Origin of the sequence: Pseudomonas canadensis (assembly GCF_030980095.1) — a bacterium.
Classification (GTDB): Bacteria; Pseudomonadota; Gammaproteobacteria; order Pseudomonadales; family Pseudomonadaceae; genus Aquipseudomonas; species Aquipseudomonas canadensis.
On sequence record NZ_CP133298.1, the window covers coordinates 4,944,184 to 4,966,989 of the forward strand.

General features: G+C 61.6%; 21 protein-coding genes and 1 pseudogene. 8 read left to right on the plus strand and 14 right to left on the minus strand.

The features are described from left to right. Nucleotides 1-111: 111 nt before the first annotated feature. The gene (alaC, locus tag RB216_RS22960) at nucleotides 112-1,323 is read left to right on the plus strand and encodes an alanine transaminase (RefSeq protein ID WP_308907938.1); all 1,212 of its coding nucleotides are present in this window, start codon (nucleotides 112-114) and stop codon (nucleotides 1,321-1,323) included. Nucleotides 1,324-1,558: 235 nt separating this feature from the next. Here the strand turns inward: alaC and RB216_RS22965 are convergent, their stop codons facing one another. Together RB216_RS22965 and RB216_RS22970 are read right to left on the minus strand one after the other, a co-directional pair. Continuing rightward, nucleotides 1,559-2,911 (minus strand): GntP family permease, encoded by a 1,353-nt coding sequence (locus RB216_RS22965; protein WP_068932357.1) that lies wholly within the window; start codon nucleotides 2,909-2,911, stop codon nucleotides 1,559-1,561. Nucleotides 2,912-2,995: 84 nt separating this feature from the next. Continuing rightward, complete coding sequence (locus tag RB216_RS22970) at nucleotides 2,996-3,529, minus strand: gluconokinase (protein ID WP_016975994.1); 534 nt, start codon at nucleotides 3,527-3,529, stop codon at nucleotides 2,996-2,998. Nucleotides 3,530-3,742: 213 nt separating this feature from the next. Here RB216_RS22970 and gntR point away from each other — a divergent pair, with 213 nt between their 5' ends. The 5 genes from gntR (at nucleotide 3,743) to RB216_RS22995 (ending at nucleotide 8,250) form a co-directional block, all read left to right on the plus strand. Next, a complete protein-coding gene (gntR, locus tag RB216_RS22975) occupies nucleotides 3,743-4,774 on the plus strand; it encodes an HTH-type transcriptional regulator GntR (protein WP_028617669.1) in 1,032 nt (343 codons plus the stop codon). A 40-nt stretch (nucleotides 4,775-4,814) separates the two neighbouring features. Further along, the gene (locus RB216_RS22980) at nucleotides 4,815-5,447 is read left to right on the plus strand and encodes a glutathione S-transferase family protein (protein ID WP_028617670.1); all 633 of its coding nucleotides are present in this window, start codon (nucleotides 4,815-4,817) and stop codon (nucleotides 5,445-5,447) included. Nucleotides 5,448-5,463: 16 nt separating this feature from the next. Next, on the plus strand, nucleotides 5,464-6,201 hold the full coding sequence (locus tag RB216_RS22985) for an NAD-dependent epimerase/dehydratase family protein (protein ID WP_308907939.1): 738 nt from the start codon (nucleotides 5,464-5,466) through the stop codon (nucleotides 6,199-6,201). A gap of 8 nt (nucleotides 6,202-6,209) precedes the next feature. Continuing rightward, entirely contained in the window at nucleotides 6,210-7,619 is a 1,410-nt protein-coding gene (locus RB216_RS22990; RefSeq protein WP_028617672.1) for an MFS transporter, read from the plus strand. A gap of 133 nt (nucleotides 7,620-7,752) precedes the next feature. After that, nucleotides 7,753-8,250 (plus strand): hypothetical protein, encoded by a 498-nt coding sequence (locus tag RB216_RS22995; RefSeq protein ID WP_028617673.1) that lies wholly within the window; start codon nucleotides 7,753-7,755, stop codon nucleotides 8,248-8,250. Between the two features lie 91 nt (nucleotides 8,251-8,341). Here the strand turns inward: RB216_RS22995 and RB216_RS29910 are convergent, their stop codons facing one another. The 3 genes and pseudogenes from RB216_RS29910 to RB216_RS23005 form a co-directional block, all read right to left on the minus strand. After that, entirely contained in the window at nucleotides 8,342-8,911 is a 570-nt protein-coding gene (locus RB216_RS29910) for a methyl-accepting chemotaxis protein (RefSeq protein ID WP_372514816.1), read from the minus strand. Next, nucleotides 8,885-9,661: pseudogene (locus RB216_RS29915) on the minus strand (PAS domain-containing protein); the annotation flags it as partial. The gene RB216_RS29910 and the pseudogene RB216_RS29915, both read right to left, overlap by 27 nt. 167 nt (nucleotides 9,662-9,828) lie before the next feature. Then, nucleotides 9,829-10,698, minus strand: a complete 870-nt coding sequence (locus tag RB216_RS23005; RefSeq protein ID WP_068932363.1) for a LysR family transcriptional regulator — start codon at nucleotides 10,696-10,698, stop codon at nucleotides 9,829-9,831. A gap of 96 nt (nucleotides 10,699-10,794) precedes the next feature. On the opposite strand from RB216_RS23005, the gene gstA reads away from it, so the two are divergent. Continuing rightward, a complete protein-coding gene (gene gstA / locus RB216_RS23010) occupies nucleotides 10,795-11,397 on the plus strand; it encodes a glutathione transferase GstA (RefSeq protein WP_308907941.1) in 603 nt (200 codons plus the stop codon). 75 nt (nucleotides 11,398-11,472) lie between these two features. Here the strand turns inward: gstA and RB216_RS23015 are convergent, their stop codons facing one another. From RB216_RS23015 to RB216_RS23055, 9 genes are all read right to left on the minus strand, one after another. Next, a complete protein-coding gene (locus RB216_RS23015) occupies nucleotides 11,473-12,861 on the minus strand; it encodes an aromatic amino acid lyase (RefSeq protein ID WP_308907942.1) in 1,389 nt (462 codons plus the stop codon). After that, nucleotides 12,858-13,862 (minus strand): ornithine cyclodeaminase family protein, encoded by a 1,005-nt coding sequence (locus RB216_RS23020; RefSeq protein WP_305382507.1) that lies wholly within the window; start codon nucleotides 13,860-13,862, stop codon nucleotides 12,858-12,860. The genes RB216_RS23015 and RB216_RS23020 overlap by 4 nt, the downstream gene beginning before the upstream one ends. A gap of 2 nt (nucleotides 13,863-13,864) precedes the next feature. Next, nucleotides 13,865-14,791, minus strand: a complete 927-nt coding sequence (locus tag RB216_RS23025) for an aliphatic sulfonate ABC transporter substrate-binding protein (protein WP_122685456.1) — start codon at nucleotides 14,789-14,791, stop codon at nucleotides 13,865-13,867. Further along, the gene (locus RB216_RS23030; RefSeq protein ID WP_308907943.1) at nucleotides 14,791-15,804 is read right to left on the minus strand and encodes an ABC transporter substrate-binding protein; all 1,014 of its coding nucleotides are present in this window, start codon (nucleotides 15,802-15,804) and stop codon (nucleotides 14,791-14,793) included. Before RB216_RS23030 ends, RB216_RS23025 begins: the two co-directional genes overlap by 1 nt. A 66-nt stretch (nucleotides 15,805-15,870) precedes the next feature. Continuing rightward, complete coding sequence (locus RB216_RS23035; protein ID WP_122685460.1) at nucleotides 15,871-18,507, minus strand: TonB-dependent receptor domain-containing protein; 2,637 nt, start codon at nucleotides 18,505-18,507, stop codon at nucleotides 15,871-15,873. A 241-nt stretch (nucleotides 18,508-18,748) separates the two neighbouring features. After that, entirely contained in the window at nucleotides 18,749-19,693 is a 945-nt protein-coding gene (locus tag RB216_RS23040) for a FecR domain-containing protein (RefSeq protein WP_122554760.1), read from the minus strand. Continuing rightward, nucleotides 19,690-20,199 (minus strand): sigma-70 family RNA polymerase sigma factor, encoded by a 510-nt coding sequence (locus RB216_RS23045; protein WP_068932374.1) that lies wholly within the window; start codon nucleotides 20,197-20,199, stop codon nucleotides 19,690-19,692. Before RB216_RS23045 ends, RB216_RS23040 begins: the two co-directional genes overlap by 4 nt. A 108-nt stretch (nucleotides 20,200-20,307) precedes the next feature. Beyond that, nucleotides 20,308-21,099 carry a phosphate/phosphite/phosphonate ABC transporter substrate-binding protein gene (locus tag RB216_RS23050; RefSeq protein ID WP_122685463.1) on the minus strand — a complete coding sequence of 264 codons (792 nt, stop codon included), beginning with the start codon at nucleotides 21,097-21,099 and terminating at the stop codon, nucleotides 20,308-20,310. A gap of 9 nt (nucleotides 21,100-21,108) precedes the next feature. Then, the gene (locus RB216_RS23055; RefSeq protein WP_028617685.1) at nucleotides 21,109-22,038 is read right to left on the minus strand and encodes a fatty acid desaturase; all 930 of its coding nucleotides are present in this window, start codon (nucleotides 22,036-22,038) and stop codon (nucleotides 21,109-21,111) included. Nucleotides 22,039-22,337: 299 nt separating this feature from the next. Between RB216_RS23055 and RB216_RS23060 the strand changes: the two genes are divergently transcribed. After that, nucleotides 22,338-22,775: a GNAT family N-acetyltransferase gene (locus RB216_RS23060; RefSeq protein WP_308907944.1), complete on the plus strand. Its 438-nt coding sequence runs from the start codon at nucleotides 22,338-22,340 to the stop codon at nucleotides 22,773-22,775. Nucleotides 22,776-22,806 lie beyond the last annotated feature (31 nt).

A 22,806-nucleotide genomic window follows, 5' to 3' on the forward strand; every position in this document is an offset into this window, starting at 1 on the left:
GGCGCATCTGGACAACGGGCCATCATCGACCGTATTGTCTGCCCCGCAGGCCACCGCAGTGGCCGACGTCGCTCGGACGGTTCCGGGCGCTTACGTACTCTCGAGGCAACAATGGCAGACCAAGGTTCGCCGCGCCGCTTTGCGCGCATAGATCGACTCCCCCCGTATGTTTTCAACATCACTGCCGAGCTGAAGATGGCTGCGCGTCGGCGCGGCGAAGACATCATCGACTTGAGCATGGGCAACCCTGACGGCGCCACGCCGCCGCACATTGTCGAAAAGCTGGTGCAAGTCGCCCAGCGTGAAGACACTCACGGCTACTCCACGTCCAAAGGCATTCCGCGTCTGCGCCGGGCGATTTCGCGCTGGTACAAGGACCGTTATGACGTGGACATCGACCCCGAGTCGGAAGCTATCGTGACCATCGGTTCCAAGGAAGGCCTGGCGCACTTGATGCTGGCCACCCTGGACCAGGGCGACACCGTACTGGTGCCCAACCCCAGCTACCCGATTCACATCTACGGTGCGGTAATTGCCGGCGCCCAGGTGCGCTCGGTGCCGCTGGTGCCTGGCGTGGACTTCTTCGCGGAGCTGGAACGGGCGATTCGCGGCTCGATTCCCAAGCCGAAGATGATGATCCTCGGCTTTCCGTCCAACCCCACCGCGCAGTGCGTGGAACTGGACTTCTTCGAACGTGTGATCGCGCTGGCCAAGCAGTACGACGTGCTGGTGATCCACGACCTGGCCTACGCCGACATCGTCTACGACGGCTGGAAAGCCCCGTCGATCATGCAAGTGCCGGGCGCCAAGGACATCGCGGTGGAATTTTTCACCTTGTCCAAGAGCTACAACATGGCCGGCTGGCGCATCGGCTTCATGGTCGGCAACCCGGAACTGGTCAACGCCCTGGCACGCATCAAGAGCTACCACGACTACGGCACCTTCACCCCGCTGCAAGTCGCGGCGATTGCGGCATTGGAAGGCGACCAGCAGTGCGTGAAAGACATCGCCGAACAATACCGCCAGCGCCGCAATGTGCTGGTCAAGGGCCTGCATGAGCTGGGCTGGATGGTCGAGAACCCGAAGGCGTCGATGTACGTCTGGGCGAAGATTCCCGAGGCATATGCCGCCATGGGTTCGCTGGAATTTGCCAAAAAGCTGCTGCTGGAGGCCAAGGTGTGTGTGTCGCCGGGCATCGGCTTTGGCGAGTATGGCGATGACCATGTGCGCTTTGCGCTGATCGAGAATCAGGACCGGATTCGCCAGGCGGTGCGGGGGATTCGCGGGATGTTCAGGGCGGATGGGCTGGTTCACAAGACCTGACACAACAGGTTTATGTTGTGAGCGGGCTTGTGTGGTGAGCGGGCTTGCCCCGCGCTGGGTGGCGAAGCCGCCCCAACAAAAACGCCGCATTCTGTCAGGCAGAATGCGGCGTTTGGTTTTAGGGCTGCTACGCAGCCCAGCGCGGGGCAAGCCCGCTCACCACACAAGCCCGCTCACCACACAAGCCAGCTCGCCACAATAGGCCCATTTTCAAAGGGCCTTTGTAGTGTGTCGGTTAGACCACCAACGACAGCAACATGATGAAGATCAGGGCCACAATCGACAGAATCGTCTCCATCGCTGTCCACGTCTTGAACGTCTCGGCCACGGTCATGTTGAAGTACTGCTTCACCAGCCAGAACCCTGCATCGTTGACGTGAGACAGGATCAACGAACCCGCCCCCGTTGCCAGCACCAGCAGCTCACGGTTAACCCCCGGAATCATCCCCACCACCGGCACTACAATGCCCGCGCCAGTAATGGTCGCCACCGTGGCCGAACCGGTTGCCACACGGATCACCGCCGCCACCAGCCACGCCAGCAGGATCGGATTGATCTGCGCGTTCACCGCCATATGGCCAATCACGTCGCCCACACCGCTGGTCACCAGCATCTGCTTGAAGCCACCACCGGCACCGATGATCAGGATGATCGCAGCGGTCGGCGCCAGGCTGGCGTCGAGTAATTTGAGGATCTGCTTGGAGTGGATGCCTTGGCGATGGCCAAAGGTGTACAGCGACAGCAGCAACGCCAGCAACAGGGCGGAGATCGGGTGACCGATCATGTCCATCCAGTTACGCACGATGTGGCCGTCCGGCAAGCCGATATCGGCGAAGGTTTTGAGCAGCATCAGGAACACCGGCAACAGTACGGTAATCAGGGTGATGCTGAAGCTCGGCAGGTTCTTGTGTTCCGACTCACGGGCCAGTTGATCGACCAGTTCCTGGGACGGGTTGCCCGGGATGTACTTGGCGATAAACGTACCGAAGATCGGGCCGGCGATGATAGCGGTCGGCAGTGCGACGATCAGGCCGTAGAGGATGGTCTTGCCGATGTCCGCGCCAAACACGCCGATCGCCAGCAGCGGGCCCGGATGCGGTGGCACCAGCCCGTGTACCGCCGAGAGGCCGGCGAGCAGCGGGATACCGATCTTGATCAGCGACACGCCGGTGCGGCGCGCGACGATAAACACCAGTGGGATCAGCAGCACAAAGCCGATCTCGAAGAACAGCGGGATGCCCACCAGGAACGCGGCAAACATCATGGCCCACTGGACCTTCTCTTTGCCGAAGGCGCGGATCAGGGTCTGGGCGATCTGATCGGCACCGCCGGATTCGGCCATCATCTTGCCGAGCATCGTGCCCAGCGCGAGGATGATGCCGACAAAGCCGAGCACCCCGCCGAAGCCGTCCTGGAACGCCTTGATGATCTTGTCCACGGGCATGCCCGAGGTCAGGCCGAGGAAGCCGGCCGCGATGATCAGTGCAATGAACGGATGCACCTTGAACTTGGTGATCAGAACGATCAACCCGATGATAGTGACCACTGCATCAAGCAGCAGGTAAGACTCGTGGGACATGCCAAACATGGGGGGTCTCTCCTGTTTGTTGTTGTTATTAAAGCGGGTGTTGAATTTCCTGCCGGGGATAGCGCTATCTTTTCCGGCAAAAAATTAATGAGTAGGTTCAAAGCCGTGTTGCAGCCACCAGGCGTTGGTCTGCTCGGCCAGTTCCTCGATGCTGTCTTCGCTGGCGTTCAGAGCCAGGGTCAGCGGTTCGCCTTTGGGCGATTCAAGGGTGGCAAACTGGCTGTCGATGAGGCTGGCTGGCATGAAATGCCCAGGGCGATGGGACACGCGGTCGGCGGCCACGGCGCGGGTCAGCTCCAAAAAGACAAAACCCAGGCCCGGCGCGGCTTCGCGCAGGTGATCGCGGTATTTCTTCTTTAGGGCGGAACAGGTGAGCACGGGATGCTCGCCCGCTTTGAGCGAACGGCGCAGTTCATCGCAGAGGATGTCGAGCCAGCCGGCGCGGTCGTCGTCGTTGAGGGGGTGGCCTGCGCTCATCTTTTCGATGTTGGCGGCAGGGTGAAAGCTGTCGCCTTCAATGGCGGTAGCGCCGTTCAGGCGGCACAGGGCCTCGCTGACACTGGACTTGCCACAGCCGGAAACACCCATGATGACCAGGGCGGTAACAGGTTGACTCATGAAACACCTCAGGACGCAGATAGCGCTACCTTTGCTCGCTGTAAGGCTAGTGCAAAAACAGGCTTTTCCCGCGCCGTCTTGTCTTTTTTTATGGAGTGACGCGTGCATCCGCTCCAACGCTTTGAACAGGATCAGGCAACCCTTTGTTCAAGAATTTGCAGCCTTTTGGAGACAGCGCTACCTTAGTGCCTCGATTTTTGTTTGGCAAGCCGCCTGATGACCTCCAAGAACGATAAAAAATTGCGCACCACGGGTCGCCCGACCCTAAACGAAGTCGCCCGCCTGGCTGGCGTCAGCCCGATTACCGCGTCCCGCGCGCTGCGCGGCATCAGCACCGTCGCCACCGAACTGGTGGAAAAAGTGCAGCAGGCCGCCGCCGAACTGAACTACGTGGTCAACCCCGCCGCCCGCGCCCTGGCCTCAGCCCAGAGCCATTCGGTGGTGGTGTTGGTGCCATCGCTGTCCAACCTGCTGTTTATCGAAACCCTCGAAGCCATCCACCAAGTGCTGCGGCCCAAGGGCTTTGAAGTGCTGATCGGCAACTTCCATTATTCCCGCGATGAAGAAGAAAACCTGCTGCGCAACTACATGGCCTACCAGCCACGGGGTTTGCTGCTGACCGGATTTGATCGCACCGAAAGCGCCCGACGGATGGTCGAGGCCAGCAATGTGCCGTGCGTGTACATGATGGACCTGGACCCCAACGCCGGGGTGAACTGCGTGGGTTTCTCGCAACTGAGCGCGGGCGAAACGGCGGCGGCGCATCTGTTGTCCCGTGGGTACAAACGCCTGGCGTATATCGGCGCGCAACTGGACCAACGCACGTTGCTGCGCGGCGAAGGTTTCCGTCGAGCGCTGCAACACGCCGGCTTGTACGACCCGGCGCTGGAACTGCTGACACCCCGCCCTTCCTCAGTCGGCCTGGGTGGCGAACTCTTCCTGCAACTGCTGGCCGCCCATCCCGACGTGGATGCAATCTTCTTCGGCAACGACGACCTGGCCCAGGGCGCCTTGCTGGAAGCCATGCGCCATGGCATCAAAGTGCCGGAGCGCGTCGCGGTGCTCGGTTTCAACGACCTGCCAGCCTCGTCCTTCATGGTGCCGCGCCTGAGCAGCATCAGCACCCCGCGTGAGGCGATTGGGCGGCGTGCGGCGGAGCACTTGTTGACAATCATGGCAGGCAACAAGATCGCCAAGCCGGTGGTGGACATGGGGTTTGAGTTGCAGGTGCGGGAGAGTACCTGACCCTGCTAGATTGGTTGCTCTCCACCGCTAGGAAAGCACCATGGGACACTCACTGAAAATCTTGGGCCGCACGTCCTCCATCAACGTGCGCAAAGTGCTTTGGACCTGCCAGGAACTCGGCATCGACTACCAGCGCGAAGACTGGGGCATCGGCTTCAAGCCCACCCAATCCGCCGACTTCCTCGCCCTGAACCCCAACGCCCAGGTGCCGGTGTTGATCGATGACCACGGCGTGTTGTGGGAATCCAACACCATCTGCCGTTACCTGGTCAGCCTCTATCAACGCCACGACCTGCTCCCCGCCGAACCCGCGCCACGGGCCCGGGTCGAGCAATGGATGGACTGGCAAGCCACCGAACTCAACCCGTCCTGGGGCTACGCGTTCCATGCGTTGGTGCGCCAGAACCCGGACTACCAGGACCCACAGCGCATTCAAGCCGGCGTGCAGGCCTGGAATGACAAGATGGGCCTGCTCGAACAACAGCTGATCAAGACCGGCGCCTACGTCACCGGCGCTGAATTCACCCTGGCGGACATACTCGTCGGCCTCTCGGTACACCGCTGGCGCAACGCCCCGCTGGAACATCCGCCCTACCTTGCAGTGGAGGCGTATTACCAGCGCCTCAGCCAGCGCCCTGGCTTTAAAACCTTCGCCCTCGACGGCCATAACTAAAAACAAGGACGCCACTGTGAAAGGACTCAACGTACTGCTCACCGGCGCCTGCGGCAGAATCGGCAAGACGTTTTTCGACGCCTCGAAAGACCGTTACCGCTTCACCCTCACCGACCGCATCGCGCCGGATTTCGACTTGGGCGAGCACCGCTTCGTGCACGCCGACCTCAGCGATCAGTCCAGTCTGGTGGCCTTGCTCGACGGCATCGACGTGATCGTGCATTTGTCGGGCATTCCCCACGCCAGCGCGTCGCTCGATGAGTTGCTGCCCAATAACATCCTTGCCACCACCTATCTGTTCGAAGCCGCCGTGGCCGCTGGCGTGAAACGCCTGGTGTTCGCCAGCAGCGCGCAAACCATCGAAGGCTACCCGGTGGACCGCCAGATCACGCCCGGCATGCAGGTGATGCCCGCCAATCTGTATGGAGTGAGCAAATGCTACGGAGAAGCGTTGTGCGGCTATTACGCTGCCAAGACCCCGCTGTCGACCATTGCCCTGCGCATCGGCGCCTTCGAATTCCCCGAAACCCACGACCTCAATAACGCCCGCGACCTCAGCGCCTGGCTCAGCCCACGCGATGCCGTGCAGTTGCTGCAACGTTCGGTGGAAGCCGAGGGCGTGAAGCACCTGATCGCCCATGGCATATCCAATAACCGCTTCAAGCGCCTGGACCTGAGCGAAACCACGCGGGTGCTGGGTTACCATCCCCAGGATGATGCGTTTCAGACATTTGAGATTCCGATCACTTATTGAGTTTTCCCATGCCCGCACTCTCTATCACCGACGGCATCGACCCCATCCGCGCCGCCCACATCAGCGCACGTATCGACCGCCTCCCCGCCGTCGCCACCGTCTGGCGCCTGGTGGCGTTACTGTCGATTGGCGGTTTTTTCGAGCTGTATGACCTGTTCCAAACCGCCTACATCAGCCCCGGCCTGATCAGTGACGGAATTTTCCATACCGGCAGCGAGGGCGTATTCGGCTTCTCGGACCAGGCTGCATTCGCCTCGGCAACTTTTCTCGGCCTGTTCCTCGGCGCCAGCCTGCTCAGCCCCATCGCCGACCGCTTCGGACGGCGGGCGATCTTCACCTTTGCGTTGATCTGGTACACCGTCGCCACAGTATTGATGGGCATCCAGACCTCCGCCGTGGGCATCATCTGCATGCGTTTCCTGGTCGGCATTGGCCTGGGCATTGAACTGGTGACCATCGACGCTTACCTCTCGGAACTGGTGCCCAAGCGTATGCGCAGCTCGGCGTTTGCCTTTGCGTTTTTTATCCAGTTCCTGTCGGTGCCGGCGGTGGCGTTGATGTCGTGGTGGCTGGTGCCGCAAGCGCCGTTCGGCGTGTCAGGTTGGCGTTGGGTGGTGTTGTCGAGCGCCGTGTTTGCGCTGTTTATCTGGCAACTGCGCAAGCGTTTGCCGGAGTCGCCGCGTTGGCTTGCACAAAAAGGGCGTTTTGAAGAGGCCGGTCTGATCATGGACAACCTCGAAGCGCGCTGCCAGAAAGACCATGGCAAACCCTTGGATGAGCCCGAACCCGAAGCCGTCAGCGTGCAAGGCAGCGGCCGCTTCGCCGATATCTGGCAGCCCCCTTACCGCCGCCGCGCCTTGATGCTGATCGTGTTCCATGTGTTCCAGGCCATCGGCTTCTTCGGTTTCGGCAACTGGCTGCCGGCGTTGCTGTCCGGCCAGGGTGTGAGCGTGACCCACAGCTTGCTCTACGCCTTCATCATCACCCTCGCCTATCCGCTGGGGCCGCTGCTGTTCGTGAAGGTGGCCAACCGTTTTGAAAACAAATGGCAGATCGTCGGCTCGGCCCTCGGCGCGATGATCTTCGGCAGCCTGTTTGCCCTGCAAACCACGGCGGTGGGGCTGGTGATCTGTGGGGTGATGATCACGTTCTGCAACGCCTGGCTGAGCTTCAGCTATCACTCGTACCAGAGTGAATTGTTCCCCACCAACATCCGCGCACGGGCAGTAGGCTTCTGTTACTCGTTCAGCCGCTTGTCCACGGTGTTCAGCAGTTTGTTGATCGGTTTTATCCTCGAACACCTGGGCACGCCGGGCGTGTTGGCGTTCATTGCCAGCAGCATGTTGATCGTGATGATCACCATCAGTTGGTTCGGGCCGCGCACGCGGAACCTGGCGCTGGAAAACATCGCCCATTGACGGCAACGGTTGGCCGCCTGCGGGACAATGCTTGCCGCAGCGGCCAGGCGATCCCCAATAAAACCGGGCACTTCACACCCGGCACACTATTTGCTCCACCTGTGGCACCGAACATTCCCCCAGGTGACCGATCATGCTGGTTAACAACAACACCCAAGCCGTTTCGACTGTTCAACAGATCAAGCGGCCCGACATGGACCCCGCCAACGCCGCCGCCAGCGCGCTGTACAGCGGCGCCTTGCAAGCCGCTCAGCAAAGCGTGACCGTGCCCGCCGCGCAGAAGGAACTGGACAAGGCCGCCGACCGCATCGACGAAGCCTTTGCCAAGACCCGCGTGCAGTTGCAGACCAGCGCGTCGACCAGCGATGTGCCGGCGACCAGCGCCGCTTCCGGTGCACGCTCGGAATTCACCGACTACATGAGCAAATCCCCGGCCGAGCGCATCCGTGACCAACTGCTCAAGGAGCAGGGGTTGACTGAAGCCGATTTGCAGAACATGTCGAAGGAAAAGCAGGATGCCTTCGCCAAGCAAGTGGCCGAGCGCTTGAAGCAACAGCAAGAACAGCAGGTAGCCGCCAAAACCGCTGACCCGCAGGCCCAGACAGTAAAAGAAACCCTGGCCGCAATCTAAAAGCCACCCAAATCAGTGTAGGAGCCAGCTTGCCGGCGATAGCGTCCTCAAGATCGCCATCGCCGGCAGGCCTGCTCCTATAGGGTTTGGGTTATTGCAGTTGCAACGTCGAGTTGAACTGACCGATCGCATCCACTACGTGCCGTGACCCTTCCTGAATTTCCAGGATCACCTGCCCCGCTTCATTCGCCAATTCCACCCCCAGCCCCGTGCGGCTTAGGCTCGACTGCATGCTCGACACCGCGCTCAGCGACAGGTCGTGGTTCTTGCGCACCACATCGACGATTTCCACCGTCGCATGGCTCGTCCGTGCGGCCAGGCTGCGCACCTCGTCGGCCACCACTGCAAAGCCGCGCCCGTGTTCGCCGGCCCGCGCCGCTTCAATCGCGGCGTTGAGCGCGAGCATGTTGGTCTGCTCGGCAATGCTACGGATGGTCTGCACGATGGCTCCGATGATGTCCGATTGTTTACTCACCGCATCGATGCTCTGCGCCGCTTGGTTCAAATCGTGGGAAATTTCTTCGATGATCTGTACGGTTTGCTGCACCACCTCCGAGCCCTTGCGTGCGCAGGCGTCGTTTTGCACCGAGGTGGCGTGGGCCGAGTCGGCGGCGGTGCGCAGGGTGGTGACTTGGTCAGTGATGTCGCTGGCGAACTTCACCACTTTGTACAGGCGGCCATTGGTGTCGAAGATCGGGTTATAGGAGGCTTCCAGGAACAGGGTCTTGCCGTACTTGTTTTTGCGCTCGAAGCGGTGCGAGTGGTATTCGCCACGATTGAGCGACGCCCAGAACGCCTTGTAGGCCGGCGATTCCAGTTCATTGCGGTGGCAGAACATGCTGTGGTGCTGGCCGACGATTTCATCCAGAGAATACTGCACGGTCTTCAGGAAGTTTTCGTTGGCGTTGATGATCTGGCCCTGCGGGGTGAACTCGATCACCGCCATGGAACGGCCAATAGCATCGATCAGGCTCTGGTTTTCATGCTCGTGATGGACTCGCGCAGTAATGTCCGACGCGACTTTGATTACGCTCTGAACGTGATTGTCCTTGTCCAGCACCGGCATGTAGCTGGCTTCCAGCCAGACTTCCTGGCCATGCTTGTTCAAGCGCATGAAGGTGCCACTGAGGGCCTCGCCCCGCGCCAGGTCGCGCCATAGCTTGGCGTAGGCATCGGTGTGGGTGTAGGGCTCGTCGCAAAAGAGGCGGTGATGTTTACCGCGTATTTCCTCGACGCTATAGCCCATGGTTTTGCAGAAATTGTCGTTGGCGTCGAGGATCACGCCACTGGGGTCGAACTCGATCATGGCCATGGAACGGCTGATAGCGGCGAGTTTGGCGTTGGATTCGGTGAGTGCGCAGGAAAAACGTTCGATTTGTTGCAGGTCGGATTTGTGATGGCGGTAGAACATGGTCAGATCACCCTAGATTCCCGGCGCCTGGAAGGCGCATTCCATTCATTTGTTGGCTATTACTGGCACACCGTCATGGGGAAATAACCATCCAAATCGCTTTATATGCCAAGCGTCATAAACGGTTCCGGGTGAGCATAGACAGGGCTTGGCGCTATGCAAGGCCACTAGTCAGCCAGCATTTTTAACAATGCGAGGGCGGCGGCTGACAGTGGGCGATCCGGCGAGCCGACCAAGGCAAATTCGCGGTGCAGCGGCACATCCAACGCCATCACGCGCAGGCCCTTGCGCTGGGACGGCAAGGCCATTTCCGGCACCAGTGTGACGCCGACGCCCTCACGCACCAGGCTGAAGGCACTGTTCCATTCACGCACCTCAACGCGGACATCGCGCAGGGTCAGCCCGGCGGCGGCGCCCAGGCTGCGGGCATTGGCGGTGCAGCCACCGGTAGCCAGCACGAAAGGCTGCTCAAGCAATTCCTCAAGCGACACCGTGGCATCGGCGGGGCGTTGCGCCAGCGCGTGCTCCACTGGCAGCACGGCCATCCACAAGTCACGGCCCAACACCGTCGCATTGCGCTCGGGCGGGGGGTTGAGCACCACGCCCAAGTCGATAAGGCCGGTGTCGAGCAAGGTGAGCACTTCGTTGTCAGTGACATCCAAGCTGGTGACGTCAATACCAGGATAGAGCTGCGCAAAACGCTGCAATGCGGGTGTCAGAAATGTCGCCAGCACCATGGGGAAACTGGCGATGCGAATAGTCCCACGCAACATGGGCCTGGCTTCGTCCACGGTGCTACGAATCGCCTGCAACGCCCCAAGCATGACTCGCGCCTGCTCGATCACACTCAAGCCCAGGGCGGTGGGCAAGGTCTTGCGCGGTTCACGGGTAAACAGCTGCGCCCCCAGCGTCGCTTCCATACCGGCCATCGCCTGGCTGGCGGCGGATTGGGTCATGCCCACGCGCTCGGCGGCGGCGGTGATGCTGCCGTGATCGGCCACGGCCACCAGCAAGCGCCAGTGCATCAGGTTCATCATGGCAGTAGCTGTCCTTATGGCAGGGGTCTGAACGTTTAATTTTACGCACGGTGCCACGCCCGCGAGACTGGCGCAAATTCAACGGAGCTGCCCCAGATGAAACTGTATTTCTTCCCCCACGCCTGTTCTCTCGCACCGCATATCGTGCTGCGCGAATTGGCGCTGCCGTTCGACCTGGTCTTGGTGGATAACCAAGCCAAGATCACCGCCGACGGCGAAGACTTCCTGCAGATCAACCCCAAGGGCTACGTCGCGGCGCTGAAACTGGACAACGGCCAGGTGCTGACCGAAGCCAGCGCGATCCTGCAATACCTGGCCGACCTGAAACCCGCCGCGGGCCTGGCGCCGGCTAATGGCAGCTGGGAACGCGTGCGCCTGCAGGAATGGCTGAACTTCATTGCCAGCGAGATTCATGGCGGCTTGGCCGTGTTCTTCAACGGTGCGATCCAGGGCGAAGTGAAAGCTGCATTCCAGGCCACGCTGTTCAAGCGTTTCACGGTGCTGGTGCAGACGCTGGAGCGCCAGGATTACCTATTGGGTGCGCAGTACTCGGTGGCAGATGCCTACCTGTTTGTGGTGCTGCGCTGGGCGGCGTTTCACGCGATTGATTTGGATAAGTGGCCGGCGCTGGCGGCGTTTCAGCAGCGGGTGGGTGAGCGCCCGGCGGTGATTGCGGCGTTGGCCGCCGAGAATCCATAAGGCAAACGCAGCCCCTGTAGGAGCCGGCTTGCCGGCGATGGCGTCCTCACGGGCCTATCGCCGGCAAGCCGGCTCCTACAGAGGGAATGGGGTGGATTCGAGGAAGGTGGCCAGTGCCAGTACATCCACCGAGCCTGAGCGGTCTTCATCAAGATGAGCCACCTGGCTGCGCACGGCTTGATGGACCAGCCGCACACCTTGCCCCAGCCGAAGCGCCCCCCTTAAATCCACCGCCTGCGCGGCGACGATCAGTTCAATACTGGCCAGCCACAGCACCCGCTCGGTCAAGCGACGAGTCTTGTCGACCACCGCCATGGCCTGGCCCGCATAGTCTTCAACACGGTCCGCCACCGGCACGCTGACCGCCGGCAGCGGATTGGCCAGGTGCCCGATTTCCGCGACCAACGCCGAACTGGTGCGCTGCAAGGCGGCCATGCCGACATGACCGGGTTGAGTGATCAGGAAGCGCGGCAGATCGCTGGAAGCCGGCGACAGCAGCTTGGCAATGCGTTCAGCGCTGCACGCGGCGACACGGGTAAGCGCCAGGCCCAACCCTTCAGTGGCCAGCGCCAAGTGGGTGCTGTCGAAATTCGCCGTGGCCAGCACAAGCGACGCTTCGCTGATCAACGCCGGGTTATCCGCACCGCTGCGCAGTTCCAATTCAACCAATTCATGCAGGGCGTGCAGCGCCTGCTGCGCCGCACCCTGGACCACCGTGGCACAGCGAAAGCTCAACGGGTCCTGCAAGCGGCGTGGGCTGTCCGCCAACTCACCACCCGCCAGCAACTGCAACAACGCCGCCGACTGCTCGCTTTGCCCCGGAGCAGGCCGCAGACGCGAAGCCCACGGCTGGAACGGACTGAGGTTGGCCCGATAGCCTTCACACGATAACGCCAGCGCCGCCAGCAAAACCTCCAAGGCCCGCTGCGCCTCAGCCACCAGCAACGCGCCCAGCCCAACACTGGCCGCATTCGCAGAGACCAGCGCCAAGCCATCTTTGCCGGTCAGCGGCACTGACAACGCGAGACTCAGGTGCGCCAGTGGCGCCAGGTCGCTCTCGCCCAACGAGCCGAGCAACGGTACATCGGGCTCGACGCCGGAATTGAGCAACGCTAGCAGTGCATCCGCCGCCCCCGGAGAAATACCCGAACGCCCCTGAGCCAATCCGGCCAGCCGCGCAGCCGTGATCGCACGCAGCTCCTGGCGATTGGCAAGGCGCCCGACCCCCACCGCACGACCCAACGCAATACTCGCCTGTACGGGCGCTACCGCCGTATCCACCGCTGCACCGAGGCCGGTATTTACGCCATAAATTGGCGTGCCTTCAGCCGCCAGTTTCACCAACAACTGATGGCCTTCTTCAATACGCTGACGGGCCTGCGCAGAGAAATCCGCGGGTACGTCCTGGCGGGCAATCGCCAGCAAATCGGCGAGGCTCAAGCCTTCGGGATCGAAGTGAATCATGCCCAGCGCAACCGCTGGCCAATCCCCAGGCGCCCGGCTTTTTCCAGCAGCGCATGGCCCAACGCGATATCACTGAGGCTCAGGCCGCGGTGCCAGAACAGGATGGTTTCCTCGGCGGTTTCCCGGCCTCTTTTCAAGCCGGCAACAATTTGGCCCAGTTCGGCATGCAGGGTCTCGGCAGTGAGTTTGCCAGTCTCAACATGGGCGCGCAGCGAGCCAAATAGCCCGCCTTTGCATTGGCCCCAATCATCGACCACCAGCTTGCTCATGATGTCGGTGAGGGACAATTCCACCGCGCTCATGGTGCCGTAGGGCACCACAAAGGCACCGGGCTTGATCCACTCAGTGCGCAGTAAGGGCTCGGGCTGATCAAGGCGCGACGCCTCGACCACAATGTCGGCGCCACGCACGGTGGACTCCCAATCGTCGGTGACGATCACCGACTTGCCCAGGTCCTTGCGCAGGCGCTCGGCGAAGGCTTCCCGGCTTTCGCTGCGGCGTGAGTGCACACGGATTTCGTCGAAGTCGAACAGGTGATCCAGCAAGCGCACGTTCCAATACGCCGTGCCACGCGCACCAATGTGCGCCAGCACTTTACTGTCGGGCCGGGCCAGGTATTTGGCGCCGATGGCCGTGATGGCACCGGTGCGCATGTCGGTGATCGCCGAGGCATCCAAGATGGCCTTGGGAATCCCGGTGGCGGGGTCCAGCAGGTTGAGGATCGCCAATTCCGAGGGCAAACCCTTGCGGTAGTTGTCGACAAAGTCCCCCACCACTTTGACACCGGCATAGCCGATATCGCCGCCCAGCACACCACGCAATACGTTGAAGTGACCGTTGATCCCGCCGCCGGGAATCAGGTGGGTACGCGGCTCGATCACCGCCTCGCCACGCCCCTGGATCGCCAGGCTCGCTTCGATGGCGCAGAGGATTTCGTCATTGGTAAGCCCCAGTTCGTCGATGTCGAGGCCGTTGAGAAAATCGATGTAGATCGGTTGCATGGTCACGGCGCCTTGAAGACAGCTTGCTGTACATCGACCTTTTTCGGGATCAGGCCGTTGGCAAAGAACAGGTCGGCGGTGTGTTGCTGGGTGGCGATATCGGCGGCTTGCAGCGGACGAATCGGCGTGGAGGAACGGTGTTCGAAGTAGCTTTTGACCACCGCGGGTTGCAGGCCCAGGGTCTTGGCCATCAGCGCGATGCTGGCTTCGGGCTGGTCGAGGGACAGGCGCTGCGCCTTGGCCAGTGTCTGGATGATCGCGCCAATGGATTGCGGGTATTGCTTGGCAAACGGGCTGCTCACCACGAAGAAACTGCCCGCCGGATTGAGGCCCTGGCCATCGCCTAACACGCGGGCGGAACCGTCGACCACGGCCGCGGAGTAGTACGGGTCCCACACCACCCACGCATCGACTTTGCCTTGCTCAAAAGCGGCACGCCCGTCGGATGGCGACAGGTACACCACATTCACGTCTTTCCATTGCAAACCGGCGCGCAGCAGGCTTTTCAGGAACAGGTTGTGGGCGCTGGAGCCCTTGAGCAGCGCCACGCGCTTGCCCTTGAGTTCGGCCACGCTCTGTACGCTGCTGGCTTTTGGCACCAACACCGCTTCGGTCTTGCCCTCGTTGGGTTCTACGGCGAAATACTGCAAGTCGATGCCAGCGGCCTGGGCGAAAATCGGCGGGATATCACCGATATTGCCGATGTCCAGGCTGCCGCCGTTCAGCGCTTCGATCAGCGGCGGGCCGCCGAGGAATTCGATCCACTGCACCTGGGTGCCGGGCAACGCTTCCTCGAAGAGTTTGTGCTCACGGGCCAATACCATGCTCACCGAACTTTTCTGGTAACCGATGCGTAACGTGGCAGGTTCGGCCGCCAGCACCTGACCGACGACCAGCGAAAGTACCGCAGCAGCGAAGATTTTAAGCATCAGAGCGCTCCCTTGACCTTGGTCGCCACATCGATCGGCACCCATTGCTGCCAGACGTCTGGGTGGTCCTTGAGGAACGCTTCAGCGACCTGGCGCGGCGGTGTACGTTTCTCGCTCATTTCGCCGAGGATGCCATTGAGCAGATCAATCGGAAGGTCGACCTTTTCAAACACGCTGACGAGTTGCGGGTACTGCGCCTTGAACGGTGCCGACACACCAATCGCCAGCCGCGCCGGCATCGAGCGGGTGCCGATGGGGTTGGGGTTTTTCGCGTCGGAGAGGGTCTTCCAGGCTTCGGCGTTGAAGGGCGGCTCTTCCAGCTTGACCAGCTTGAAGCGACCCAGCAGCGGCGTCGGCGACCAATAGTAGAACAGCACCGGCTTGCCACGACGGATCGACGACGCCACTTCGGCATCCAACGCCGCGCCGGAGCCGGTGCGGAAGTTGACGAAGCTGTCGGTGAGTTTGTACGCCTTTAGCTTCTGGCTGTTGACGATCTCCGATGTCCAGCCCGTTGGGCTGTTGAGGAAGCGTCCACGGCTCGGGTCTTCGGGGTCGCGGAACACGTCCTTGTAGCGCGGCAGGTCGGCCACCGACTTCAAGTCCGGCGCCAGGGGTTTGATACCGCGTGCGGCATCGCCCTTGATCACGAACTCCGGCACCCACCAGCCTTCGGTGGCGCCTTTGACCGTGTCGCCCAGGCCAAACACTTTGCCTTCGTTTTCCGCCTTGATCCATGCCGGACTGCGCCCGGCCCACTCTTCACCGATCACCTGGATATCGTCCTTGGCCAGGGCGGCTTCCAGGCTCACGGTGCTGCCGGGCAAAGTGTCGGTCGGCAGGCCGTAGCCTTTCTCGACAATCAGGCGCAGTACCTCGGTGATCAAGCTGCCACTTTCCCAGGTGATGTCACCGAAGTGGATGGGTTTGACGGCTTCAGCGGCCGTTGATGGCTGCGCCAAGACGGCCAGTGCCAGCAGCGAGCCACCGAGCAGGTGTTTAAGTGTTTTCATGCAGAACCTCGTGGTGATCTGTAGGAGCCGGCTTGCCGGCGATGGCCGCAACTCGGTTTCCCCTGCTTAAAAGTCATAACTGAGCCGCGTGTAGTAAAACGCCCCTTCCGGCGCCGACGGCGACAAGTAGCTGTACTGCTGGCCCGGCGTCTGGCGCAGGCGGGTGTTGAAGTCGTCGGGCTTGCTGTCGAACAGGTTGTTGGCGCCGACAGACAAACGCAGTTGTTGAGTGAAGGCGTAGTTCACGTCCAGGTCGGTGTTCCACTGCGCGCCGAAGGTCTGGTCGTACTGGGCGTTGGCTTCGCTGGCGGCGTATTTGCGGTATTCGCCGTAGCGGGTTTCGCTGAGGGCGATGGTCCACGCACCGATGCGGTGGGTCGCGCCGAGCACTAGCTTGTCTTCGGGGTAACCGTGTTCCAGGAAGCCACGGGCTTCGCGGGTGAGGATGTCGAAGCCGTTGGGGTTTTCGTGGACCTTCTCGATCGTGGTGCGTGCCTTGGTGTAGCCGGCCGACAGGCTCAACGCGCCGTACTGCGCCAGGTCCAGGTTGTACTTGCCCACGATGTCGACGCCTCGGGTGCGGGTGTTGGCCGCGTTGGTCATGAACTGCGCCCAGGTGTACTGGCCAAACCCGGCTTGCTGCAGGATCTGCTCGGCGCGCGGCCCGGAAATGCCGCCGCTGTAGAGCAGGCGATCACGGATCGAGATCTGGTAGGCGTCGATAGTCAGCGAAGCGTTTTCAATCGGGCGCAGCACCAGGCCCAGGGAGTAGTTGGTGGATTTTTCCGGTTTGAGCGGCTCGGCACCCAGCGCACGGGCGGCCGGGTTGTCGGCGGGCAACATGCGCGTCAGCACCGGGTTGCCGTTGATGTCGACGTTGGTGGTGGTGGTCCACGACGTGCCGATCTGCCCCAGGGTCGGCGCACGGAAGGAGTTGTTCACCGTGGCGCGCAAGCCCACCTGCGGCGTGAAGTCATACCGCGCCGACAGCTTGCCGGTGGTGGCCGATCCAAAGTCCGAATAGTGCTCGGTACGCCCGGCCAGCCCGACCTGGAATTTGTCGGTGAGCTGGTGCTCAAGACCAAAGTAAACGCCGCCGACATCACGCTTGTAGGTGCCGGCGTCGTCTGGCGTGAGACCGGAGGCTTGCACCGCGCCGACCTGCACACCGTTGATGCCGCCAAAGGAGTAGGACTCGTAGTCGCCCTCCTCCAGACGATACTGCTCATGGCGATAGGCAATGCCCGCCGAGACGGTCAGCGGATGGCTTGACCAGTTGACGTCCAGATCCTTGGCGTAATCCAGGCCGATGTTGGTCTGGTCGTTGATCAGGGTGGCCACGTCGAATTTGGTCGGGCTGTTCAGGCCGTAGCTCGGGTTGACGGTGTTGAACGCCAACTCATCGTGCTTGTCGCGACCGTAGGTGGCACTGAGGTCGAAGCGCCCGAGGGTGTCGTCTTCGTAGCGGGTGCCCACGGTGAGCGCACCGTCTTCATAGCGGTAGCGATATTTGGGAATGGTGCCGTTGGGGTAGATGCCCTGCACGTTGTTCGGGTTATTCGCCAGCAGCGGTGGCGTGTTGTTCACCGACTTGTCCTGGCCGAAGGTGGCGAAACTGTAGAGGCGCCACTGGTCGCTCAGGCCGATTTCGGCGTTGGCTGCCAGGTTGAATTTATCGCGCCCTGCACCGCCCCAGCGCGGGTCTTGCAGTTGGCCGTCGGCGACGTATTTGTCGCCAATGTCAGTGGGTTTGTTGTTGAGGGTGTTGAAGCTCAGGGTAAGGAAGCCATCCCCCGGCAAGCCCAGGCCGTACCAGCCGTCGGTGGTTTTGCTGAAGCCGTCGCCCTGGGCGTATTTACCCAGTTGGGTGTTGACCTGGCCACCGCTGTCACGTTCCTTGAGCACAATGTTGACCACACCGGCTACCGCATCCGAGCCGTATTGCGCCGACGCGCCATCGCGCAGCACTTCGACATGATCGATGCTGCTGATGGGGATCATATCCAGGTCCACCGGCTGTGCGCCAATGAACGGCACGCCGCCGGAGATGTTCACCACCGCCGAGGCATGACGGCGCTTGCCGTTGATGAGCACCAGCGTCTGGTCCGGCGCCAGGCCACGCAGGGACGCGCCCTTGGGGTTCTGGCCACGGGTGGCGCTCTGGTTCTGCGGAAAGTTGAACGAGGGCAGCAGTTGGAACAGCGCCTGGTTGAGGCTGGTGGCACCGGTCTGCTTGAGTTCTTCGGCGTTGATTACGTCCACCGGTGCGGCGCTGGTAAGGGCCGTGGCATCACTGCGCCGGGTGCCGATGGCGACTACGCGGTCCAGGGTCGGCGCTTGCGCTGCGCTGGTTTGTGCCTTGACGTTGCTGGTCGCGTTTTTGCTCGCGCCTTCCTTGATGATGAACGCACCGTCCGGACTGACCTGGACTTGCAGGCCGGTGCCCTTGAGTGCGGCGTCCACCGCCTGTTGCGCCGACAGCGAACCGTCCACGCTGGCCGAGGAATAGTTACCCAGTTGCGGGGTGAACGAGATCACCTGACCACTTTGCCGACTGATGTTGAGCAGCACTTCATCCAGCGGGCCAGGGGCGATGTGATAGACCTGGCGTGCTTCTTCGGCACCGGCGGCAAACGAGAAAAACAGACTGGCCAACGGCACCAGGGCAAAGGTTCGAAGCGGCACACGGTTGAACTGATTCACTTTGGCTCCCCCCAAGGAAACACGAGAACGCTGCTCCCCGCAGCGCTTACGGGAGTGATGTGGGTCAGCGGGGGGAAAACTTGCAGATCGTTTGGTTATGTCCTTAGAACCCACATAGGCATAGCCTCCTCGCTTTATGTGGGAGCTGGCTTGCCTGCGATGACGTCGACTCGGTTGGACTGACAGACCGAGCCGCTCGCATCGCAGGCAAGCCAGCTCCCACAGGGACCGAGTGAATCGGCTATACCGCACTGACAGTCACCCACAAACCGGTGCGGCGGGTGATGTGGATCGGCAAGGTGCGCGCCAGGGTGTCAAGGATTTGCTGGGGGTTGTCCAGCCGGTACAAGCCGCTGACGCGCAGGCCCGCCACGGAAGGGTCCAGGCGCAGCACACCATTGTGATAGGGCCGCAGTGCGTCGATGACTTCAGCCAGCGGGCGGTCGCGCACTTGCAGGAAGCCGTCGACCCAGGCCGTGGCGCCGGAGGAACTGGCCTGCACCGGACCGAATCCGGCACGGTCGTAATGCACTTCATGGCCAGCGGCGAGTTGCAGGCGTTCGCCGTTCTGGCCGTCGATTTCCACCGCGCCGTTGAGGGCGACCACCTGGCCCAGCCCTGCCCGTTCACGCACCAGGAACCGGTTGCCATACGCGCGCAGGCGGGTCTGGTCGGTTTGGATCAAAAACGGTCGGATGCGATCACTGGCGACCTTGGCCAACAACTCGCCTTCGCGCAGACGTACCAGGCGGCGTTGCGGATCAAACTGGATGTCGGCCGCGCTGTGCGCGTTGAGCAGCAATTCGCTGCCATCGTCCAACGTGACGGCACGGCGCTCGCCGGTGCCGGTGCGGATATCCGCCGTGAGTTCATTCAATGGCACGCCGAGCGGCTTGGCCAGCAAGGCCGCGCCAACTGCCACACCAGCGCCGGCCAGAGCGACCTGCAACACATGACGTCGACTGGACGATGCCTCCAGCGCCTGCTGCAACACCTTGCCACTCACCCCTTGCGCCTGGGGAACCTGGAACATGCCCAGGCGGCTTTCCAACTGTCGGCACAAGGCATCATGACGCGGGTCGGCAGCGCGCCATTGTCCATAGCGTTGCCAGTCGCCCGCCGTGGCTTGGCCGGAGCGCAGCAGCACGTACCAGCGCGTGGCGCTGTCGATCAGCTCGTCGCTCATTCCAGGCACAGCCTCAGGCAGCGGTTGAAAGCGCGAGTCATATAGTCGCTGACTGAACGCTGGGAAATCCCCAGTTCGCTGGCGATTTCCGGGTAGGTCAGGCCATTGAGCTGCGAAAGCAAAAAGGTCGCCTTGACCTTGGCCGGCAAGCCGTCAAGCAACTGGTCGATGGCTTGCAGGGCTTCGAGCATTTGCGCCAGTTCTTCCGGCGACGGTGCGCTGCTGGTCTCGTCATTGTCGAGAGCGTCGAGGTAAGCGCGCTCCAGATCACGCCGGCGCCACAGTTGATACATAAGGCGTTGGGCGATGGTGGTGAGCAGCGCACGCGGCTGGCGGATGGGCACGACACCCGGCGCACTCAGCAACTGGACGAACGTGTCGGCGGCGATGTCTTCGGCGTGGGCACGGGAATCGAGGTGGCGGTGCAAACGGCTGCACAGCCAGTCGTAATGACTGCGGAACAATCCGCCCACGTAATCGCTGTGAGAAGTGTCGGCGCCGGACATAGTGGCTCCATCTGAGTAGGTTGCGCGTTATGTCCGGTGTTCCGGTGGAGCGATCCTAGCAAGGCCGCTTATTCTTTAATAATATTTAAAAGGTATTTTTATATAACCTTATTGAAGTATCGGGAAGCCGGCGTTGATGGCCTGTCGTTGGTAGTCCAGGAGCACTTCGTAGTCGTCTTCGCTGGCGGGTAGCACGGCCTGCAGGCCCAGCGTCTCGGCGACTTGCGGCAAGTCCTGCAACGCCTGATTCATGGCCTGGCGGAGTTGAATGACCTGTTCATCGCTCAAGCCCAATGGGCCGATATAGGGCAAGGTCGGGCTCGGTGCGCTACGGCTGACGATGCGCAGCCCCGCCACTTCCTGCGGCGCGAAACGGGCCAGGTAGTCGTAGGTGACGCTGTCGATGGCGGCGAGGTCGGCGCGGTCTTCGCGCAGCCAGCGCAGGCTCTCGCGGTGAGCGCCGCTGATGGCGACGCTGGCGAAGAAACGCCCGTCGCGTTGCAAGGGTGCCAGGCGTTCGCGCAGCAGGTTCATGCCGCTGTTGGAGTCGTGACCGTTGATAACGCCACGGCTGTTGTAGAAGTCCGACAGGGTAAAGCGAGCGTTGTCATCGCGGGTCAGCAATAGGCTGCAGTGCTCGCCTTGACTGCTGTGGGGCAGCTCGTAGCGCGGGCGGCCAATGACACGGACTTGCCCGCGCAGCTGGGTCATCAATGGATAACCGCAAGTCTGGGTCAGGAGTAATTCAGGCGCGAGCCACAGACTGTGCAGGTCGAGATGCGCGGCGTCGAGTCGCCCCATGCCCAGGTGGTCGAGGATGCGCGCAATCCACTGCTGGTTGGCCTGTTCGATCGGTGCGGGCGCGACATACATCAACAGCTCAGCATAGTGGTCACTCATGGTCATCTCTCACGCAAAAGGGTGACGGGGGCTGTCGATGGCCTTGACGCCGTGACGGCTGATCAACTGGCCATAGCCCTGCACCAGGAAGCCGCCGCTGCGCGCCACCCATTGCTCACGCCGGGCGCGGTAGACCGTGGGCAGCAAGTACCAGGGCAGTTTCGGCAGGTCGTGGTGCACCAAGTGCAGGTTGTTGTTGAGGAACAGCCAGGTCCACGGCCAGGACGCTTCGTTGAGCACCGTGCGTTGCTCCGGCTGCAGGTGCGGGCGGTGTTCATAGTAGGAACGGATCGAGGCCAGGGACAAGGCCGGCACGCTGACCAGCAGCAGGTAATGCCACACCGACAGCGCACTGTAGTGGGCGATGAAACCCAGCATCAATACGGTAACGGCGCTGTGGGCCAGCCACATCGGCCACACCTGGGGCAGCCGCCGGTATTCGTGACGGGACAGACGGCCAATCGCCAAGGGCGCCGCCAGCAGGAAGCGGCCGAGCACCGTCTTGGTCAGCCAATGCACGCCACGCTCGAACAGCGAGCTGGTGTCCCATTGCTGCTGGTTGAGGTAGCGGCTTTCCGGGTCGATGCCCGGCAGGGTCAGGTCTTCGTCGTTGTGGTGCAACAGGTGGCTGTCGCGGTACAGCGTGTAGGGATACCACACGGCAAAGGGCGCATAGCCAAGCAGCTTATTGAGCCGCAGCGAACGGGTGGGATGGCCGTGGAGCAATTCGTGTTGCACCGACAGCCACAGCGTCACGATAGGAATCAGCAGCAAGAGGCTCAACCCCAAGCCCAGCCAATGGCTACCCAGGATCACGGCGAACCAACCGGCGTACACGCCGATCAGCAGCAGCCAGGTTGGCCATTCGGTTCTTGCGGTAAAGGTGGTGGCCAGGGCTTCGATTTCCCGGCGTTGGGTCGGATCAAGGTAGTTGGCCATCGGCAGCTCAGAGCAGGTGTTTCCTGCTCTGTGCAATGAGGCGCGAAAATCTTGCAGATCGTTTGGTTCTAAGCTTGTAACTCAGTGACCGAACAGGCCTGTCTCGGTTTTCTTAGCTTTCTTGTCGGCGCGTTTTTCATCCGCGGTCTTTGCCGGTTTTTTCTTCGCGGCTTTCTTTGAATCCATACCTTTGGCCATGATGCATGCTCCATACAGGGGATGTAGCACTGGGTATACCACCTATTGCCCGGCAGAAGGCGCTTATAATCCCCGGCCCTGGATAACGCTGCCTGAACACCATGCCCGAATTGAACATCGAACCGCTGGCAGAGCCGCTGTGGCCGCTGCTGAACAAGTTTTACCGCAACCACAATTCGTCGATGAAGGCGCTCAAGGGTGGGCGTTTGTGGGTGGCGCGGGACGGTGAGATTGTCGCCGGGTTGTGCCTGACGCCCGTGGTAGGTGGGCAATGGTTGACCGGGGTGTTCGTTGACCCTGCCTATCGCGGCCAAGGGCTGGCGGCGCGGGTGATCGAGGCAGCGGTTGCCGATGTCGACGGCACCCTGTGGTTGTTGTGTAACCCAGACCTGGAAGGGTTGTATCAACGCATGGGCTTCACTCAGGACACCGTGCTGCCGCAATCCCTCAGCGAACGCTTGGTACGCTACAAGCGCAACAAACCCATGATCGCGATGGGCTTAGATCGTTTGGTGAGGTCGACCGCAGATAATGTGTGATCAGCGCCTGCAGGGCCCATGCTAGCCTCGG

Bases quoted from the DNA above. Each gene is read 5' to 3' on its own strand.
- RB216_RS23015 (WP_308907942.1), bottom strand. From the start codon at position 12,861: ATGATTCACTTCGATCCCGAAGGCTTGAGCCTCGCCGATTTGCTGGCG.
- RB216_RS23045 (WP_068932374.1), bottom strand. From the start codon at position 20,199: ATGTCCGGCGCCGACACTTCTCACAGCGATTACGTGGGCGGATTGTTC.
- alaC (WP_308907938.1), top strand. From the start codon at position 112: ATGGCAGACCAAGGTTCGCCGCGCCGCTTTGCGCGCATAGATCGACTC.
- RB216_RS22995 (WP_028617673.1), top strand. From the start codon at position 7,753: ATGCTGGTTAACAACAACACCCAAGCCGTTTCGACTGTTCAACAGATC.
- RB216_RS22990 (WP_028617672.1), top strand. From the start codon at position 6,210: ATGCCCGCACTCTCTATCACCGACGGCATCGACCCCATCCGCGCCGCC.
- RB216_RS23005 (WP_068932363.1), bottom strand. From the start codon at position 10,698: ATGATGAACCTGATGCACTGGCGCTTGCTGGTGGCCGTGGCCGATCAC.
- RB216_RS23050 (WP_122685463.1), bottom strand. From the start codon at position 21,099: ATGAGTGACCACTATGCTGAGCTGTTGATGTATGTCGCGCCCGCACCG.
- RB216_RS22970 (WP_016975994.1), bottom strand. From the start codon at position 3,529: ATGAGTCAACCTGTTACCGCCCTGGTCATCATGGGTGTTTCCGGCTGT.
- RB216_RS23030 (WP_308907943.1), bottom strand. From the start codon at position 15,804: ATGAAAACACTTAAACACCTGCTCGGTGGCTCGCTGCTGGCACTGGCC.
- RB216_RS23055 (WP_028617685.1), bottom strand. From the start codon at position 22,038: ATGGCCAACTACCTTGATCCGACCCAACGCCGGGAAATCGAAGCCCTG.
- gstA (WP_308907941.1), top strand. From the start codon at position 10,795: ATGAAACTGTATTTCTTCCCCCACGCCTGTTCTCTCGCACCGCATATC.
- RB216_RS23025 (WP_122685456.1), bottom strand. From the start codon at position 14,791: ATGCTTAAAATCTTCGCTGCTGCGGTACTTTCGCTGGTCGTCGGTCAG.
- RB216_RS23040 (WP_122554760.1), bottom strand. From the start codon at position 19,693: ATGAGCGACGAGCTGATCGACAGCGCCACGCGCTGGTACGTGCTGCTG.
- RB216_RS22965 (WP_068932357.1), bottom strand. From the start codon at position 2,911: ATGTTTGGCATGTCCCACGAGTCTTACCTGCTGCTTGATGCAGTGGTC.
- RB216_RS22980 (WP_028617670.1), top strand. From the start codon at position 4,815: ATGGGACACTCACTGAAAATCTTGGGCCGCACGTCCTCCATCAACGTG.
- RB216_RS23060 (WP_308907944.1), top strand. From the start codon at position 22,338: ATGCCCGAATTGAACATCGAACCGCTGGCAGAGCCGCTGTGGCCGCTG.
- RB216_RS23020 (WP_305382507.1), bottom strand. From the start codon at position 13,862: ATGCAACCGATCTACATCGATTTTCTCAACGGCCTCGACATCGACGAA.